Origin of the sequence: Pseudomonas sp. P108, from assembly GCF_032613195.1 — a bacterium.
GTDB lineage: Bacteria > Pseudomonadota > Gammaproteobacteria > Pseudomonadales > Pseudomonadaceae > Aquipseudomonas.
The window spans coordinates 3,282,350-3,299,154 of record NZ_CP126691.1; the positions used below are offsets into that span (position 1 = coordinate 3,282,350).

General features: G+C 57.5%; 17 protein-coding genes and 2 pseudogenes. 8 read left to right on the forward strand and 11 right to left on the reverse strand.

The window, feature by feature from the left end; all coding sequences use genetic code 11:
- Positions 1 to 13 precede the first annotated feature (13 nt).
- Positions 14 to 475: a hypothetical protein gene (locus tag QOM10_RS14335; protein ID WP_316918340.1), complete on the reverse strand. Its 462-nt coding sequence runs from the start codon at positions 473 to 475 to the stop codon at positions 14 to 16.
- Between the two features lie 163 nt (positions 476 to 638).
- On the opposite strand from QOM10_RS14335, the pseudogene QOM10_RS14340 reads away from it, so the two are divergent.
- Positions 639 to 794: pseudogene (locus QOM10_RS14340) on the forward strand (kinase); the annotation flags it as partial.
- A gap of 92 nt (positions 795 to 886) precedes the next feature.
- Here the strand turns inward: QOM10_RS14340 and QOM10_RS14345 are convergent.
- Positions 887 to 1,522 carry a hypothetical protein gene (locus tag QOM10_RS14345; protein ID WP_316918341.1) on the reverse strand — a complete coding sequence of 212 codons (636 nt, stop codon included), beginning with the start codon at positions 1,520 to 1,522 and terminating at the stop codon, positions 887 to 889.
- A gap of 169 nt (positions 1,523 to 1,691) precedes the next feature.
- Between QOM10_RS14345 and QOM10_RS14350 the strand changes: the two are divergent.
- A pseudogene (locus QOM10_RS14350) lies at positions 1,692 to 1,919 on the forward strand (MFS transporter); the annotation flags it as partial.
- 84 nt (positions 1,920 to 2,003) lie between these two features.
- On the opposite strand, the gene QOM10_RS14355 reads toward QOM10_RS14350, so the two are convergent.
- The gene (locus tag QOM10_RS14355) at positions 2,004 to 3,257 is read right to left on the reverse strand and encodes an MFS transporter (protein ID WP_316918342.1); all 1,254 of its coding nucleotides are present in this window, start codon (positions 3,255 to 3,257) and stop codon (positions 2,004 to 2,006) included.
- A 74-nt stretch (positions 3,258 to 3,331) separates the two neighbouring features.
- Positions 3,332 to 3,502: a hypothetical protein gene (locus QOM10_RS14360; RefSeq protein WP_316918343.1), complete on the reverse strand. Its 171-nt coding sequence runs from the start codon at positions 3,500 to 3,502 to the stop codon at positions 3,332 to 3,334.
- Between the two features lie 183 nt (positions 3,503 to 3,685).
- Between QOM10_RS14360 and QOM10_RS14365 the strand changes: the two genes are divergently transcribed.
- Positions 3,686 to 4,141, forward strand: coding sequence for a hypothetical protein (locus QOM10_RS14365; RefSeq protein WP_316918344.1), 456 nt, complete (start codon positions 3,686 to 3,688; stop codon positions 4,139 to 4,141).
- Positions 4,142 to 4,231: 90 nt separating this feature from the next.
- Here QOM10_RS14365 and QOM10_RS14370 read toward each other — a convergent pair whose 3' ends face one another.
- The 6 genes from QOM10_RS14370 to QOM10_RS14395 all read right to left on the reverse strand — a co-directional run bounded on the left by QOM10_RS14370 (position 4,232) and on the right by QOM10_RS14395 (position 7,978).
- A complete protein-coding gene (locus QOM10_RS14370; RefSeq protein ID WP_316918345.1) occupies positions 4,232 to 4,735 on the reverse strand; it encodes a cupin domain-containing protein in 504 nt (167 codons plus the stop codon).
- Positions 4,735 to 5,253, reverse strand: coding sequence for a GNAT family N-acetyltransferase (locus QOM10_RS14375; protein ID WP_160040017.1), 519 nt, complete (start codon positions 5,251 to 5,253; stop codon positions 4,735 to 4,737). Before QOM10_RS14375 ends, QOM10_RS14370 begins: the two co-directional genes overlap by 1 nt.
- A 96-nt stretch (positions 5,254 to 5,349) precedes the next feature.
- Positions 5,350 to 5,571 carry a hypothetical protein gene (locus QOM10_RS14380; RefSeq protein WP_160040019.1) on the reverse strand — a complete coding sequence of 74 codons (222 nt, stop codon included), beginning with the start codon at positions 5,569 to 5,571 and terminating at the stop codon, positions 5,350 to 5,352.
- 71 nt (positions 5,572 to 5,642) lie between these two features.
- Entirely contained in the window at positions 5,643 to 6,029 is a 387-nt protein-coding gene (locus QOM10_RS14385) for a cupin domain-containing protein (RefSeq protein WP_127927582.1), read from the reverse strand.
- 72 nt (positions 6,030 to 6,101) lie between these two features.
- Positions 6,102 to 6,926: an AraC family transcriptional regulator gene (locus QOM10_RS14390; RefSeq protein WP_127927584.1), complete on the reverse strand. Its 825-nt coding sequence runs from the start codon at positions 6,924 to 6,926 to the stop codon at positions 6,102 to 6,104.
- A 146-nt stretch (positions 6,927 to 7,072) separates the two neighbouring features.
- Positions 7,073 to 7,978 (reverse strand): LysR family transcriptional regulator, encoded by a 906-nt coding sequence (locus QOM10_RS14395; protein WP_316918346.1) that lies wholly within the window; start codon positions 7,976 to 7,978, stop codon positions 7,073 to 7,075.
- 94 nt (positions 7,979 to 8,072) lie between these two features.
- On the opposite strand from QOM10_RS14395, the gene QOM10_RS14400 reads away from it, so the two are divergent.
- The 5 genes from QOM10_RS14400 (at position 8,073) to QOM10_RS14420 (ending at position 15,719) form a co-directional block, all read left to right on the forward strand.
- Positions 8,073 to 9,239: an MFS transporter gene (locus QOM10_RS14400; protein WP_316918347.1), complete on the forward strand. Its 1,167-nt coding sequence runs from the start codon at positions 8,073 to 8,075 to the stop codon at positions 9,237 to 9,239.
- Between the two features lie 58 nt (positions 9,240 to 9,297).
- The gene (locus tag QOM10_RS14405) at positions 9,298 to 9,924 is read left to right on the forward strand and encodes a TetR/AcrR family transcriptional regulator (RefSeq protein WP_316918348.1); all 627 of its coding nucleotides are present in this window, start codon (positions 9,298 to 9,300) and stop codon (positions 9,922 to 9,924) included.
- A gap of 202 nt (positions 9,925 to 10,126) precedes the next feature.
- A complete protein-coding gene (locus QOM10_RS14410; RefSeq protein ID WP_316918349.1) occupies positions 10,127 to 11,398 on the forward strand; it encodes an OmpP1/FadL family transporter in 1,272 nt (423 codons plus the stop codon).
- Positions 11,399 to 11,523: 125 nt separating this feature from the next.
- Positions 11,524 to 12,633, forward strand: a complete 1,110-nt coding sequence (locus QOM10_RS14415; RefSeq protein WP_316918350.1) for an efflux RND transporter periplasmic adaptor subunit — start codon at positions 11,524 to 11,526, stop codon at positions 12,631 to 12,633.
- Positions 12,630 to 15,719, forward strand: a complete 3,090-nt coding sequence (locus tag QOM10_RS14420; RefSeq protein ID WP_316918351.1) for an efflux RND transporter permease subunit — start codon at positions 12,630 to 12,632, stop codon at positions 15,717 to 15,719. The genes QOM10_RS14415 and QOM10_RS14420 overlap by 4 nt, the downstream gene beginning before the upstream one ends.
- Positions 15,720 to 15,757: 38 nt before the next feature.
- Here the strand turns inward: QOM10_RS14420 and QOM10_RS14425 are convergent, their stop codons facing one another.
- On the reverse strand, positions 15,758 to 16,672 hold the full coding sequence (locus QOM10_RS14425) for a LysR family transcriptional regulator (RefSeq protein ID WP_316918352.1): 915 nt from the start codon (positions 16,670 to 16,672) through the stop codon (positions 15,758 to 15,760).
- Positions 16,673 to 16,805: the final 133 nt, after the last annotated feature.

Here is a 16,805-nt window from a genome sequence, read left to right on the forward strand (position 1 = left end):
AGCAGGAAGCTGCTCAGTGCGCCAATGACGGTTGGGTCGCGACCGAGACAGTGAAGATCACAACAAACAGCACGACGACTGCCCAGAACATCACCATGACTGTCAGCATGACCACCTTAAGGCCTTGATAAAGCCTGCGCAGCCAATGGCCTTCGGGTTTTGCTTCTGCGCGGGTTCTGAGTAGGCCTTTCAAATAAAAGCCGAGCAGCGCCAATAGCCCGCCATCTATCGCCAGCGCAGGCAGGCCGGCTATGGGGAAGATGCTTTCCCACCGATAGAAAGAAGACCGGCTCAGAAAGACCACATAACAAGTCAGACCGCCGTAGGGCAGTGCTCTCCACCATTTGCCAGCCAGCGCGCCGACCATCAGGCACATGATCACCATGAACGGGCTGAGGAGAATATGGAGCATCCACTCCATTACGTTGGGCAAGTAGTCCGGGGAATGGATGCTGCGCCAGAGGTGTTCCAACATTGATCGGGTTCCTGCCTGCTATGAAGTAAGTGCTGCTGCGGTGCTTCCGTGCTGCTGCACGGTATCGGCGTGTTTTTGGGTTACATAAGGGTTGTTGTGTAAATCAGGGGCTTTAGGGGCGTGCGGACTACGCCGGAGCATGCCCGGGCGGGGGAGGAATTCAAGGGTAGACACCAGGAAGGTTGATATTACCGGCCTGACGCCACCCACCTGGCAGTCTGTATTGGCTCATGAATATGAGCCGTGGGATAACGCTCCGTTTTATATAGACACAGCCTTGACGTCTCGCTGCTTTCGAACAATATCGATCATTGGTTAGGCTCTGCGCCTTTCCTGCTATTTCAACCTGTATCTAGACTGATAACATCTAGTGGGTAAAAAGGCGTGAAAGGCCCAGGGCAATATTCCACCTTATCCAAAGTATTGCTGAACAATTGCCAAACCTCTTAGTTGTGACAATGCGCCAATGCAAGCAGTATGAGTGGCTTGATTCGGATAGCCGTGCTCCCACCATATTCGCCAAGTAATGCCTTCACTCGATCGAATGACGGCAGCCAGCTTATTGGCGCAACCCGCCGGAAGCAGCAGATCACCGTTTGCAGTGGGCAATATCCAATTTGAGGATGCTGAGGCGCACGGGATTTTGGAAATAAAAATATCAATCTTACTTGCAGCGCCATATTCATCAAACATTTGAGGGAGCTTCCTCAGAAACAGTTCTTCCGCATGGCCGCCACCTTGTTGCGGATTCTCGATGACCCTTAGAGTGCCGAGCACAGGTTGGCTACCCTGTATGAAAGGGCCTCGCAAACGGTCGGCAGGCTGAATTCTTCGCTGCTGTTTCATACCTGCCAATGTGACGAGCGCAACGCCTCCAATCCCTGTCTTTATTGGGTTGTCTCTATACCCCATACTTCCGAATGTGCATATTGTTCCGTCGTCATCATCAAATCTTGATATTAAGTAAACATAGCCGGGACTCTGTCTCGCAAACACGTCAAGTGATCGCTTGTGACGAATGAACTCAGAGCTTTCTACCAATGTCATGAGCACCTCCTTGTGAAACGTAAAATTCCAAACCTGACCTCAATCAACGCCAGTTTAGTAGATTTTCAAGCGACCGTTTTTGACCGATTACTGCCTCTTGTGGTCGGCTGAAAACAGCCCTTGTCCAACGATGGGATGAAACAGAAAGCGATCCTGCTTTATTACTCGCCTCTGGGGACTGGTTCCCACCGCCGCGCCGATCGGCTGGTGGACATGGCTGGCGCAAACGCTTCCGGATGATGCTGCGCAGGCCGGAGGCGGCTTGCTGGTGGCGATTGTCCAAGTGGCGATCGCGGGAGGCGCAATCATTGGTGACCTGGCTTTTGATCTGAGTGGCTACAAATCTACATTCGGGCTTAGCGCCGCGGTGTAGGTCGCCGCGTCGGTGCTTGCCTGATTGGCGGGGCGCAATGCCACGGAAGCTCAGGAAGGGGAGTCTGATGCTCACTTTGAGTTGACCGAGTAACGTTTCAACCGCATTTCATGGACTCAAGATCGCCGCAAGTTCCGGATGGTTTTTTGCGTAATACAGCTCTGACTCAGCGTCATCTTCCAGGAAGTGCCATATCTTTTTTGATCGCATGGAATACATGACGATAATCAGAAATACCCCGAGATAAAGCCACATCAAACTGTTTGCGCCGGATCTGGACATGATGGCGCCCGTCATCATGAATGAAACCGAGCTGCCTAGCTGACTGATCACTAATGTGGAGGCCATCAGTCGTACGCGTACGCCGGAGGGGATCGACATGAGCCTCTTGTCCATTCCGACCATAGCAATGCAAGCACTCGCCGCCCCGGCGAAAAACAGACAAGTACTCAACTGCCAGATTTCGTCGGCTTGCGTCGCTGCACAGAGTGCAAACGTTAATAGGGCCCAACATCCAAGATACTTGTTGCGCTGATTTTCCTTTTTGCTAATCAGCGGGCTTAAGAAGAACAAACCTGCAACAGCCCCACCCGCGAACAGCGCATTGAACAGGCCAACGCTACCTTCAGCTAAACCGCGAGTGTGTATGAGCGCTGGAACCAACATCGGTACCGTCGCTGTTACGGCAAAACCCAGTAGCAACCCTGAAAAAGTCAAAAATTGTTCTGCCGGTAGAGCGCATTTGAGTTTAAGCCCCAAAAGCATGTCATTAACGTGATCGGCTGATGATTTTCTGCGTAGCAGGGCAGGGGCTGCACTCACCGGTAGCATCATGGCGAACGCCACGATGACTAATCCCACGATTGACGCAAATAGCAGCGAGATTTCCAGTGAAGAAACCGTAATAACAATACCCGACAACAAGGGCCCCGCAACCCTGCCGACAGTAACGACGATGCGCCGGACGCGAAATGCCGCGTCCGCACGATGTTTATCAACGGTTTCCGCAGGATAGATACCCAACAGAGGCTGGATCATTCCAAATGCTGATGCCGCGATCACATCGATCAGTATCAGCGCATCAAGCGAATACCAGTTTGCGGCAAAAACGTATCGCAATACGCTGGCCATCAAGATCGCAAAACAGCCCACCTTGAGCGCCGTAGTGCGGCGCATCGACTCAACACGCGGCGCCAGACACAACATCGAAATGATCGCCGCGAGTGCGAGCGCTGTTTCGTAGACCGCCAGCTCCAGCAGGCTTCCTCGCTGCACGATGATCAGCGGTAGCGTGGTATTCCAGCAGCCGAGGTAGATCCAGAGTAACAAGTCCAGGCAAAGATACTTTCGAAATGTACTCAATTCGTGGGTTCCTTGCTCCGCACCTTGTCAACTCAATAAAACAACGGTGCAGTGAGGGTTCAGATTGCGTGATATCAAAAGCTCTCACCGTCGACAATGAAAAAATCACTCTGTAAATCAGCTGATTGCTGGCCAGTTAAGGTTTGGCTGGATGGCTCTGTCAAACTATTTTTTTGCGCACCATTTTGGTAAATAACCAAGGATCCGTGACGGCTTTGTTCTTTGAAGTTCAGCCAGGCGAGCATCAAAAAGAGGCACCTATAAAAGTGTTGCGCACATGCAGAGTGCGAAAGGATGGCGTGAATTGACACATGACTTCGCGAGGTTGCCCTTCAGCACGGGTTAAATCTGGCGATAACCTGTTCGGCGACTCAAGCGTTTTCTCACCGGATGTTCCCGCCGGCCCTCTATCGTTGAATGGACTTCCCATGCATCACCGCATCCATGCCGCTTACCATCAAGCAAAATTCAGTCGTAGCCGTTGTGCCTGGCTATTTATCGACAACGTACCTATCGAACAGTGGCTGAACAGTCATCTCGAATACCCCGATCAGGACCTCAACGGTCTTTCATTGATGTGGTTGCTGGACGAGGAAGAAGACGCGCTCGCCAAACGGCGCTTCGCTCCTGCAGAAGACGGGACATCGACGCCAGTTCCACTGTTGGTCTGCGGCGATGATATGGACTTCGATTGCTTTGTGTTGATGACCGAACAGGTGATTGACGGAGAGACTCTGCATTGGCGTCGTTTTGGGTTGAGCGTGTCCAGCGGCCTGGAAGTCGGTATTACCACTCGATGGGACGTCGAGAATCGGCCGATCAGTTTTTCCCTTGTGGAATTTCGCGAAGCGCTGGAGGACTTTTACAGACTGATGAAAGCCTGAAGGGCGGAGTGAGGTCGGAGTGTCATTCGCGCACGCCGAGTGTTTCGCAATGCCGGGGGAAACCTGCCCGGGATCGATAACACGGCGCCCTCATGGTTCCTCGTCCCAATAATCAAGCGTAGTCCCGGGCCGCTGCACAGCGGTGAACGCGCGCGCTCCATTGATTGTGACCATCGCCTGATATTTGCCAGAGTCCGGGTATTGGCAGACTTCGGGGGTTTCTCGGGTGCCAATGGACAGATACTTCAGCGGTGCATCCGAGGTGTTGATGATCTGATGCGGATATTCGGGGCCGGCCGGAATGAAGATGACGTCGCCGCTTCGGATCGGCAACATTTCACCCGCCACGCGCAGGGTGCCAAACCCTTCCAGGATGACGAACATCTCTTCCTGAGCATAATGAAAGTGGTAGGGACAAGAACGCTTGCCTGGCGCGACGATGTCCACCGACGCACCGAGTTTCTGCGCGACGGTGTCAGTGCCGAGGCGCGCGCCATGGCTCTCGTAAAGAGGGTCGCGGCGCTCGTATTGCAGCGGCACATCATTGAAATTGCGAATCATGCGCGCAGCTAAAGCACAGGGGTCATTGCTCATTAATCACTCCCGAAAGTATCTGTATGGGCATCCCGCCTGTCGCCCAAACGAACGGTATTACTGTTGGCGCGGACATAATAATTATCAAATTCACCGCTTTCGACAAATACGAAACCATGGCGAATATAAAAGCGATTTGAAGCGCTTTCTTTGAGAGCGCCAACTTTAACAGGGCGTCCGATCTCATCCGCCTCTCTGAAAATCCGAGTGAGAACTTCGGTGCCTATCCCTGCTCCTTGAGCGCTAGGTATCACATACAAGTGGTCGAGCAGTAGCTCGCTCTGATGGTCTTTGAGAACGACAAAACCGACCATATCACCTGATACTTCTATGCGGCGCGTGCTGCTAGCGTCGAAACCACTATGAAACCGTTCGCGCGCGCGATCAGGATCAAATCGCCCAAGCCGCTCTAGGCTTTCGCGCATGGCCTCAATCCGAATGGCTATCAGATCTTCCAGATCGCAGTTTGAAGCACGGCGTAAAACGACAGCAGATTTTTGATCAGGGAAAGGTGACATAACAAGCGCTCCAGGCATGGCCGGTGACTCATTATAGAGAGCGTGAGTGGCATAACCAGTCACGCCGGCCCATGCCCGCAACCAGAACGTACTGTCTCAGCCATACATGTACAAAAGGTCGTCGATCAGCTCTAGGTCCTGCTGCGTGAACTGGACCTTGTTGTACCGTCTAATGTCCTCAAGCACACCCCTGATCGGAACTTGCCGCGAAGGATCCTGAACAATTTCGATCAGACGGTCGTAATCGGGATCTCTTCCCTTGAGGTGTTTTTCAATCAGTTCTTTGAGCGCTACGCGCGCCACTGGATCGGATAGCACTGTCACTTATCCCGCAAGATCGTGAATTCATCTTCCAACTCAGCGCAGACATCGCACAGGATGGTGCTGGATTATATCCAGACGTCGTTCAAGGCCGTTCTTTCACCATCTTCATGCCCGGTATTCAAAATACCTCGTGGCTCGATCATCATCAGTTTTGTTTCACCTTTAGCAGCCGTCCGATGTTCAACACCACGGGGTACTACATACAGTTCACCCGGGCTCACATAGACGCAGCCATCCGGCAGGTCGATGCGCAAGGTGCCCTCCAGGACAAGAAATGCTTCGTCGGTCTCAGGATGTGAGTGCCAGATGAATTCGCCTTCGATTCGCACAACCTTGAACTGGTAGTCATTCATCTCTGCAACAACCCTGGGACTCCATTGCTGTTCGATGAGCGACGCTTTACGTGCCAGGTTTACAGGAACTGATGATTGTTGATGACGGAGCTTTGACATGACGGATCCTCTTTGGTCGAAGTCGTCATCCTATAGAGCATGGAGCAGGGCGCTCTTGTACGATCCTGCAAGTCAGCGCGCGGCCCGCAATCGTTCCAGCCAGCGCATGGGCGGAACTCCGTAGCAGCGGCTGAAGTGTCGCGTCATATGACTTTGATCGTGGAAACCCGCGACGAGGGCCGCATCCACCAAGGTGAAACCTTCAAGCACCAATGCGCGGAACCGATCCAGACGGCGCAGGGTGACAAATCGGTAAGGGCTCGTACCGTAAAGTGTTCTGAAGTCGCGTGACAGGCTCCAGCGTTCGCGCCCACTGGCATGTTCCAGCATCTCCAGCGAAATGCATGTGTGCAGATGTTCCAGGATGAATGCTCTGGCGCGCTCGGCTGCGCGGTAATCCAGACGCTTGCGCCCGCGCGGCTTGCCGCCGACCGCACGCAACGCCATCGCCAGGTCATACAGCGCGTCCTGTTCCTCCAGTATTTCCAGTGGATGATCCACCGCTTGCACGAATGCTTCACTGGCCTGGAACAGACGCGGATCGCTCGACAGTCCCCCTGCGATAAAGGGCAAGGGTTCCCCACCCAGAACGTTCTGGATCAATGACGGATCAACGTAGGCCATTCGATAACGAAAGCCTGCGTCAGTGCCGGCCATGCCATCGTGGAGTTCGTCGGGGTGAAGCACGAGCGTGTTGCCGGGAACACCGTGGCGCAGCGAGCCTGCGTAGTGAAAGCTCTGAACGCCCGCCAACGTACGGCCGATCGAGTAGGTGTCGTGTCGATGAGGATCGTAGCCGTGGCTGCCGAACCACGCTTCGATACGCTCGATGCCCCCAGGCTGAACACTGCGGATGACCCAGTCGGCGGTGCCGGCTTGGCCATTTTTCTGATCCATGAATGTGTACCTTCCCGATTCTGCGCGTTGGTGGTGAAGATTTGTCTGTCGGAAATATACAAGTGAGGGTATTTAGATGTCTGTTCCTGACCTAAAGCGGTCTTTAACGACGGCCATCAACTTCACGAGTATCCGCAAATATCAGCTTATACCTGCGCTGACATCCGGTGATGCTCCAGCAAGAAGTCGACGAACAACCGCACCCGCGCCGGCATCGCTGCGCCGCCGACGAACACCGCATGAATCGGTTCCTGGTCCCCGGGATTCCACGCTTCCAGCAGCGCAATCAGGTCGCCACGCTGCAGATCCTCACTCACGCTGAACTCTCCGATACGGGCAATGCCGGCACCCACTCGCGCGAGTTGTGCCAGCGCTTCACCACTGCTGCATTCGATGTTGCCGCTGACCTTAAGGGAAAACGCTTTGCCATCGCGGGTAAACGGCCAGTTGGGTTCGGCACGGCGGAAGTTGAAGCGCAGGCAGTTGTGCTGCAACAGGTCCTCCGGTTCCTGGGGGATGCCGTGGCGCTGCAGATACTCGGGCGATGCCACCACGACCTGGCCGGTGGTGCCGATCCTGCGCGCGCTCAGCGGGCTGTCGGGCAGATGGCCGAAGCGCACCGCGACGTCGGCTTGTCCGGCAAGAATGTCGACCACTTCGTCGCCGAGGGTGAGGTCGACGACGATGTTCGGGTAGCGGGCGCTGAAGGCTGCGACCAAGGGCACGATGGCCAGACGGCCGTGGCCAAGGGCGGCACTGACGCGCAATCGCCCTCTGGGCACGCCTTGATCGGCGATGGCTTCTTCGACTTCGTCCATGTCGGCGAGGATACGCCGGGCGCCGCGCAGGAACGCTTCGCCCTCGGCCGTGAAGGTGATCGCTCGGGTGGTGCGCAACAGCAGGCGAGTGCCAAGCCGTTGCTCGGTACGCGCGATGATCCGGCTGACTGCCGAAGGTGTCAGGCCTAGCGCACGCGCGGCGGCCGACAGACTGCCTTCCTGCGCCACGGTAGTGAACACGCTCATTTCACCTGACCTGCCGTTGAAATCCACTTGTGCCTCCTACGCAAAGGTGATTGCCAAAAACGCTATCTACCGCCTGAAAGGGCGGGATCGTAGCATTGGCAGCATAGATGAGGAGCTTTCCATGCGTATCAATCCACCACTTGTTGCACTCGCCATCGGTGCCTTCGGCATCGGCGTTACAGAATTCGCGCCCATGGGCATGTTGCCGGGTATCGCTGCGGATCTGGGCGTTTCCATTCCCGCTGCCGGTTTGCTGGTCAGTGCTTATGCGCTGGGGGTATTGCTCGGCGCGCCGCTGATGACTCTGACCACCGGCAAGATTCCCCGGCGCTCTCTGCTGATCGGGCTCATGGCGATTTTCACCCTCGGTAATCTGATGTCAGCCCTGGCCACCGATTACTACAGTCTCATGGTCGCCAGGGTCGTGACCTCACTGAACCACGGTGCCTTCTTTGGCGTTGGCTCCGTCGTCGCCGCCACCCTGGTCGCCCCGGAAAAACGTGCCGGGGCGGTTGCGGCGATGTTCATGGGCCTGACCTTGGCGACCATTGGCGGTGTGCCGCTGGCCGCCTGGTTTGGCGAACTGTTCGGTTGGCGCACGGCTTTCTGGGGGATTACCGGCCTCGGCGTGGTGACCATGGCCGCGTTGTGGTTCGCCTTGCCCAACGTGCGGGCGCCGCAAAGCGTCGGTGTCATGGCAGAAATTCGAGTGTTGGGGCGCGGCCCGGTGCTGGCCGCGCTGGCCCTGACCGTCGTCGGCTCAAGTGCCATGTTCACCGTCTTCACCTACATCGCACCGATCCTCAGCAGCGAGACCCATGCATCCACCGCCTTCATCACCGCCATGCTGATGCTTTACGGTGTCGGGTTGACGCTGGGCAACATGTGGGGCGGCAAGGCCGCTGACCGCTCGATAGATCGCACCCTGATCGTCTCGCTGAGCGTGCTGATTCTGGTTCTGCTGGCGTTCACCGTACTGATGCGTTGGCCGCTACCGGCCGCCGTGGCCATCCTGATCTGGGGTATCGCCAGTTTTGCCTTGGTGCCGCCGCTACAGATGCGTGTGATGGAAGCGGCCAAGGACGCGCCCAATCTGGCCTCGGCGGTGAACATCGGCGCCTTCAACTTCGGCAATGCGATTGGCGCAGCGCTGGGCGGTGCGGTGATCAGCAGCGGGCTGGGTTATCCGGCGATCTCCCTGGCCGGCGCGGCAATGGCGGGCCTGGGGTTGCTGATGGTGTTGGGGTTTGCGTGGCGTTCCAGAACGATTGAAGCCGCCGTGGTGTAACACGTTCAACAATGCTCGGCGAGTTGTCAGTCATCGACAGGGTGAGTAAGCTGCCCCCATGAATCAGCCATCCGTATCTACCTCCTCGCCGAGCACTCGCGGCCCCGCCGAACACGACATTCGTGACCAGATTGTCGCCGCGGCCAACGAGCATTTCAGCCAATATGGCTACGGTAAAACCACGGTTTCCGACCTGGCCAAAGCCATCGGTTTTTCCAAGGCCTACATCTATAAATTCTTCGATTCCAAGCAGGCGATTGGCGAGGCCATTTGCGCCAACTGTCTGGGCCAAATCGCTGCAGCAGTCGAACAAGCGGTTAATACCGAAGAGGTTTCAGCCACCGAGCGTTTTCGCAGGTTGGTGAAAACCGTGATCGCTACCGGTGTGGATCTGTTCTTCAACGACCGCAAGCTTTACGACATCGCGGCGTTTTCCGCCTCGGAGCGCTGGAACAGTGCCCAGGTGTATGAGGCGCAGATCAAGGCCTTTATCTTCGACATCGTGCGTCAAGGTCGAGAAGCGGGGGAGTTCGAGCGCAAGACACCGCTGGATGAGACCGTCGAGGCGATCAATCTGGCGTTGCGACCTTTCGTCAACCCGCTGCTGCTGCAACACAATCTGGATCTGATCGAGCAAGCGCCCACGCTGACCACCAACCTCATCCTGCGCAGCCTCATGCCTTGACCCATCGCTGAACAAGGTTTTCAGGCGATTCGAGTCAAGGCGACATCCCCCTTATGAAGTTTTCCTGTTCCCGGTACATGAGTGCCGGGGAGGGCGTTGAATTTTGCTTGTCGTGACCATTGACTGAATTGGTCACATGGATAATATGGCTTCGCTGTAATGCTCGATGTTCTATTCCAGTGATCTCCATAGAGTCCCGATAATGAAAAAAACAATGCTCAAGAGCCCCGTGGGCCTGGCCTTCGTGCTTGCGTCTTCCAATGTGTTTGCCGGTGGCTTTGCACTCAACGAACAAAGCATCAGCGGGATGGGCTCCGGTTTTGCCGGGCGCTCTTCATCAGCCGAAGACGCCAGTACGATCTACGGCAACCCGGCGGGCATGGCGCGGATTAAACGAGAGCAGGTCAGCGTGGGCGCGGCGACACTGTTCGCCAAGTCGGATATCAGCCGGACGCGCAGTACGTTCGGCGGCAATGAAGATGGCGACATGGTGCCGACGACCACCGTGCCGATGGGGTATTACGTCAAACCGATTGATGACCACTGGGCATTCGGCGTCGGCTTTTATGTACCGTTCGGGCTGATCACCGACTACGGCAGTGGTTTTGCCGGGCGCTATTACGCCAACAAGAGTGAAGTCACCACGCTGACTTTCCAGCCGACCATCAGCTACGCCTTTAACGAAAAAGTCTCGATCGGCTTCGGCCCGACCATTAACCGTATCAGCGGCGAGATATCGGGCATGGTCCCCAATCCACTCAGCCCGGGGCGTAATGACGGCAAGCTGAAAAGCACCGGTGATGACACCGCGCTGGGCTTCAACGCCGGTGTGCTGGTGCAGGCGACAGACCGGACCCGCCTGGGGCTGACCTATCACTCCAAAGTCAGTTACCACCTGGATGCGAAAACCAAGGTCACCGATGGCATCTTCAGCGTGCTGGGCGTCAGCGGCCGCAGCTATGACGCGTCGCTGGACGTCGACACGCCCGAGTCGGTGGACTTTTCGGTCACGCATCAATTCAATAACGACTGGACGCTTTATCTGGGCAGTACCTGGACGCGCTGGAGCCGCTTCAAGGAGCTGACGATCGAGAACAGTGGCTTGCCGCCGTTGCTGAGTGGCCAATTGGGCACGATCAGCGAAGAGCAGAACTGGCATGACACTTGGGCTCACGCGATCGGTGCGGCCTATCAATTGAGTAACCAATGGGTGCTTCGTGCCGGTTTCTCGGTTGATCAGTCACCGGCCAACAACACCAATCGGGGGCCGCGCATTCCGACGGGCGACCGAAAGATGCTTAGCTTCGGGGCCGGCTGGACGCCCGTGGAAAATGTCACGGTCGACCTGGCTTATTCCTACCTTTGGGAGGAGAGCGTCGAGGTCAACGACACCTCGGCATCGAGAGGTGCCTACAGTGCCAGATACAAGAACAGTGCGAGCGGGCTCGGGACTTCGGTGAGCTACCGTTTTTAGTCAGGCCTGACGGTCGATTCGTGGTTCGATCTCGCAGGTGGTCAGAATGCAGATTGTGACTATTGACGATATTGGTCACAAGTCTGAGAATATGATGATCATCCTATTCCTCAGTAAGGGAATCTATGCGCCGGCTCCGACCTTTCCCCATTGCCGCATGCTTGTTGCCTCTTGTCCTGGGCGCCTGTAGCGAATCTTCCAGCGTTGCAGACCCCCGTACGCAGGCGCCGCTGGTCAGATCCGCTGCGGTGCAAGCATCACCCGATGTCGCTCGCTCTTTCACCGGAGTGGTCGCGGCGCGTGTTCAGGGCGACCTGGGTTTTCGCGTGTCGGGCAAAGTGCTCGAACGTCTGGTTGATACGGGGGAGGTCGTCAAGCGGGGTCAGCCGCTGATGCGTCTCGACCCGATCGATCTCGGACTGCAAGCGCGGGCGCAGCAGGCGGCGGTCATCGCTGCTCGCGCCAGCGCCAAACAGACAGCCGACGATGAGGCTCGCTATCGCAAACTGGTCAGCGTTGGCGCCATTTCGGCATCAGCCTACGACCAGTACAGAGCCGCCGCAGAGACTGCAAAGGCGCAGCTCAATGCCGCGCAAGCGCAAGCGGACGTAGCGCGTAATGCTTCAGGTTATGCGCTGCTGGTCGCTGATGCGGACGGCGTGGTGGTGGAAACACTCGCTGAACCTGGACAAGTCGTCAGCCCGGGACAACCGGTGGTGCGACTGGCGCGTGCAGGTCAGCGCGAAGCCATCGTGCATCTGCCCGAAACGTTGCGCCCGGCAGCCGGCTCCACCGCACAAGCCAGCCTCTACGGGGTCAATTCAGCGGCGGTGACGGCAAAACTGCGGCTGCTTTCGGACTCGGCAGACCGCACCACGCGCACGTTCGAGGCGCGCTATGTGCTCGAAGGTTCGCTGGCCAATGCGCCAATCGGTGCGACCGTGACCCTCAGCATTGCCGAGGGCGCCACCCAGGCTCAAGCGTTACAAGTCCCCATCGCCGCCGTTTACGATCCGGGCAAAGGCCCCGGTGTGTGGGTCATCGCCGGAACGCCGGCAACAGTGACCTGGCGCGCGGTGCAGGTGCTCGGGTTGAGCGATGATTCGGCCCGCATCGCCGGCGACCTCACTGCCGGTGAGCAGGTGGTGGCGTTGGGCGCCCACCTGCTGCGCGATGGCGAAGAGGTGCGATTGCCGCAACAGAGCGAAGCCAGCGTTGCCGGGAGTCGTCCATGAGCCACGGGCGATTCAACCTGTCCGCCATCGCCGTGCGCGAGCGGGCGATCACGGTGTTCCTGATTTTTCTGATCGCTGTTGCAGGGACGTTGTCGTTCTTTCAGCTGGGTCGAGCGGAAGATCCACCGTTTACGGTCAAGCAGTTGACCGTGATTACCGCGTGGCCTGGTGCGACGGCGCAAGAGATGCAGGATCAGGTCGCCGAACCCCTTGAAAAGCGCCTGCAAGAACTCAAGTGGTACGACCGCTCGGAAACCTACACCCGTCCGGGACTGGCGTTCACGATGGTGTCGTTGCTCGATAGCACGCCGCCCTCGCAAGTGCAGGAAGAGTTCTACCAAGCACGCAAGAAACTCGACGATGAAGCCATCAGGTTGCCGGCCGGTGTGATCGGGCCGATGGTCAACGATGAGTTTTCCGACGTGACTTTCGCGCTGTTCGCCTTGAAAGCCAAAGGCGAGCCGCAGCGCTTGCTGGTGCGTGATGCGGAAACCATGCGCCAGCGTCTGCTGCATGTGCCGGGGGTGAAGAAGGTCAATATCATCGGTGAGCAAGCCGAGCGCATCTACGTCTCGTTTTCCCATGACCGCTTGGCGACTCTCGGCTTGTCGCCGCAGGACATCTTCGCCGCGCTGAACAGTCAGAACATGCTGACGCCCGCCGGGTCCATCGAAACCAATGGGCCGCAGGTGTTTCTGCGTCTCGACGGTGCTTTCGACAAGGTGCAGAAAATTCGCGACACACCGGTCTCCGTGCAGGGGCGCACACTCAAGCTCTCTGATGTGGCGACGGTTGAACGCGGTTACGAAGACCCGGCCACTTTTGTCGTGCGCAATAACGGTGAAGATGCGCTGCTGCTGGGCGTGGTGATGCGCGAAGGCTGGAATGGTCTGGATCTGGGCAAGGCGCTGGATGCCGAGACCGCCCGGATCAATGCGGAAATGCCATTGGGCATGACCCTCGCCAAAGTCACCGACCAAGCGGTCAATATCGACTCGGCGGTCGGCGAGTTCATGGTCAAGTTTTTTGTCGCGCTGCTGGTTGTGATGCTCGTGTGCTTTCTCAGCATGGGCTGGCGGGTAGGGGTAGTGGTCGCCGCGGCTGTGCCGTTGACCCTGGCGATCGTGTTCGTGGTGATGGCCGCCACTGGCAAGAACTTTGATCGCATCACCCTCGGGTCATTGATCCTCGCACTCGGGCTGTTGGTCGATGACGCCATCATCGCCATTGAAATGATGGTGGTGAAAATGGAGGAGGGCTACGATCGCATCAAAGCGTCCGCTTACGCCTGGAGCCATACGGCGGCGCCGATGCTGTCCGGTACGCTGGTGACCGCAATCGGCTTTTTGCCGAACGGTTTTGCCCAGTCCACTGCCGGCGAGTACACCAGCAACATGTTCTGGATCGTCGGCATCGCGCTGATCGCTTCCTGGGTCGTCGCGGTGGCGTTCACCCCTTATCTGGGCGTGAAGTTGTTGCCGGACATCAAGAAGGTCGAAGGTGGCCACGCGGCGATCTACAACACGCCGAATTACAACCGCTTCCGCCGGCTGCTGACCGCGGTGATCGCCCGCAAATGGCTGGTGGCGGGCACGGTGGTCACGCTGTTTTTCGTCGCCGTTCCAGGCATGGGGCTGGTGAAGAAGCAGTTCTTTCCGACCTCTGATCGCCCCGAGGTGATGATCGAGGTGCAGATGCCCTACGGCACTTCGATCGAGCAGACCAGTGACGCGGCCGCCAAGGTCGAAGCCTGGTTGCACAAGCAGGATGAGGCGAAAATCGTCACAGCCTATATCGGCCAAGGTGCGCCACGTTTCTTCCTGGCGATGGCGCCAGAATTACCCGATCCTTCTTTTGCCAAAATCGTCGTGCTGACGGACAGTCAGGAAGCACGCGAAACCCTCAAGTTCCGACTTCGAGAAGCAGTTGCTGAAGGCCTCGCGCCGGAGGCTCGTGTGCGGGCAACGCAAATTGTCTTTGGTCCTTATTCGCCGTTCCCGGTTGCCTACCGGGTGATGGGGCCTGATCCGGCGAAGTTGCGCGACATCGCCGAGCAGGTCCGCGGCGTGCTGCAAGACAGCCCGATGATGAGAACAGTGAACACTGACTGGGGACCGCTGACCCCGACATTGCATTTCAGTCTCGATCAGGACCGTCTGCAAGCAGTGGGGCTGACCTCGAATGCGGTTGCCCAGCAACTGCAGTTCCTGCTGAGCGGAGTGCCGATTACCGCGGTGCGCGAGGATATTCGGTCTGTCCAGGTTGTTGGGCGTGCCGCTGGCAATATCAGGCTCGACCCGGCGCAAATCAAAGGTTTCACCTTGGTCGGCGCGGCGGGACAACGCATCCCGTTGTCGCAGATCGGCGAGGTCGATGTGCGCATGGAGGATCCGATTCTGCGCCGCCGTGATCGCACGCCAACCATCACCGTGCGTGGCGACATTGCCGAAGGCTTGCAGCCACCGGATGTTTCGAGTGTGATCCTCAAGCAGTTGCAGCCGATCATCGAAACACTGCCTGCCGGTTACCGGATCGAGCAGGCAGGCGCCATCGAGGAATCCGGCAAGGCGGGCAAGGCGATCTTGCCCTTGCTGCCGATCATGATCGCCATGACGTTGCTGATCATCATGGTGCAGGTGCGTTCGATCGCGGCGATGATCATGGTCTTCCTCACCTCGCCATTAGGCTTGATTGGTGTGGTGCCGACGCTGCTGATCTTCAATCAGCCATTTGGCATCAATGCGCTGGTCGGGCTGATTGCGCTGTCGGGGATCCTGATGCGCAATACGCTGATTCTGATCGGGCAGATCCATCACAACACGCTGGAAGGACTGGACCCGTTCCATGCCGTGGTCGAAGCCACGGTGCAACGCGCGCGGCCGGTACTGCTGACGGCGCTGGCGGCCATCCTGGCGTTTATTCCCCTGACACACTCGGTGTTCTGGGGCACGCTGGCCTACACCCTGATTGGCGGCACGTTCGTCGGTACCATCATGACGCTGGTGTTTCTGCCGGCGATGTATTCCATCTGGTTCAAGATCCGTCCTGAGCACAACGCTCAGACTGAAACAGTCAAACTGGCCTGAAATCGAGGCCCGCTCTGGCGGGCCTCTTGGTCCGCACGTCAAAGCGTGGTGATCTGTCCGTTGCGATCCAGCTCATACACCTTGTTGCCCTGCAATTTCTCCTTCAGCCACCGTTCGGCCTTGCCCAGCGGTCGTTGCCGCGCCCACAGCAGGTCGACACCAATCTGCCAGTCGGTATGCGGATACGCCGAGAGCTGCAGTTCCACCAGTTCACCCTTGGCCAGTTCACGCTGAACGAGCTGGCGGGGCAGGGTGGCCCAACCGAGTCCGGCGCGGACCATTTCCAGTAACGCCAGATAGCTTTCCGCTTGCCACAACTGGGTCGAGCGCAGGTATTCGCTGCTCGGCAGTTTGCTCGCGTGGGCGCTGAAGGCCAGGCGGCGATGGACATGCAGGTCGTCGAAGGTGACGTTGTCGAGTTGCGCCAATGGATGATCGGGGTGGCAGACGTGCAGCATGATCAATTTGCCCAGTTGCTGGAACGCCAGTTCCTTGGGATAGCCGGGCTGGGAGAACGCCACACCGAGTACCGCTTCGCCGCTGCTGACCAGTTCGCTGACGTCGCCGTAGACCGGGTGACGAATGATCAGGTCGACAAACGGGAACGCGGCTTCGAAGGCTTTGAGCACCGGCATGATCGGGCCATACGGCGTTTCAATGGCGAGCGTCAGGCTGGGCTCGACGTTGTCCGACAGGCAGTCGGCGTGGGCTTCGAAGGTCATGCAGCGTTCGAGCACAGCCTCGGCCTGCACCAGCAATTTGTGGCCGCTGGCGGTGAGGGCGGGGCTGCGGTTGCTGCGGTCGAACAGGTCGACGCCAAGGTCGGTTTCGAGGTTGGCAATCGCCGCGCTGATGGTCGATTGGGTCTTGCCCAGTTTGCGCCCGGCGGCGGAAAACGATCCGCTTTTGACCACTTGGACGAACATCAACAGTTGATCGAGTGAGAAGCGCAAGCGGTGAACTCCCGGGTCGAAAATAAAGGTTTGGAGCGGCTAACGAATGCCTGATTGTGCCATCGAAAAAAGCGATGGTTGCTAATTTGTTTCATCGTAATAAACGTTCAAATATGGCCCCGCGTCAAACGAT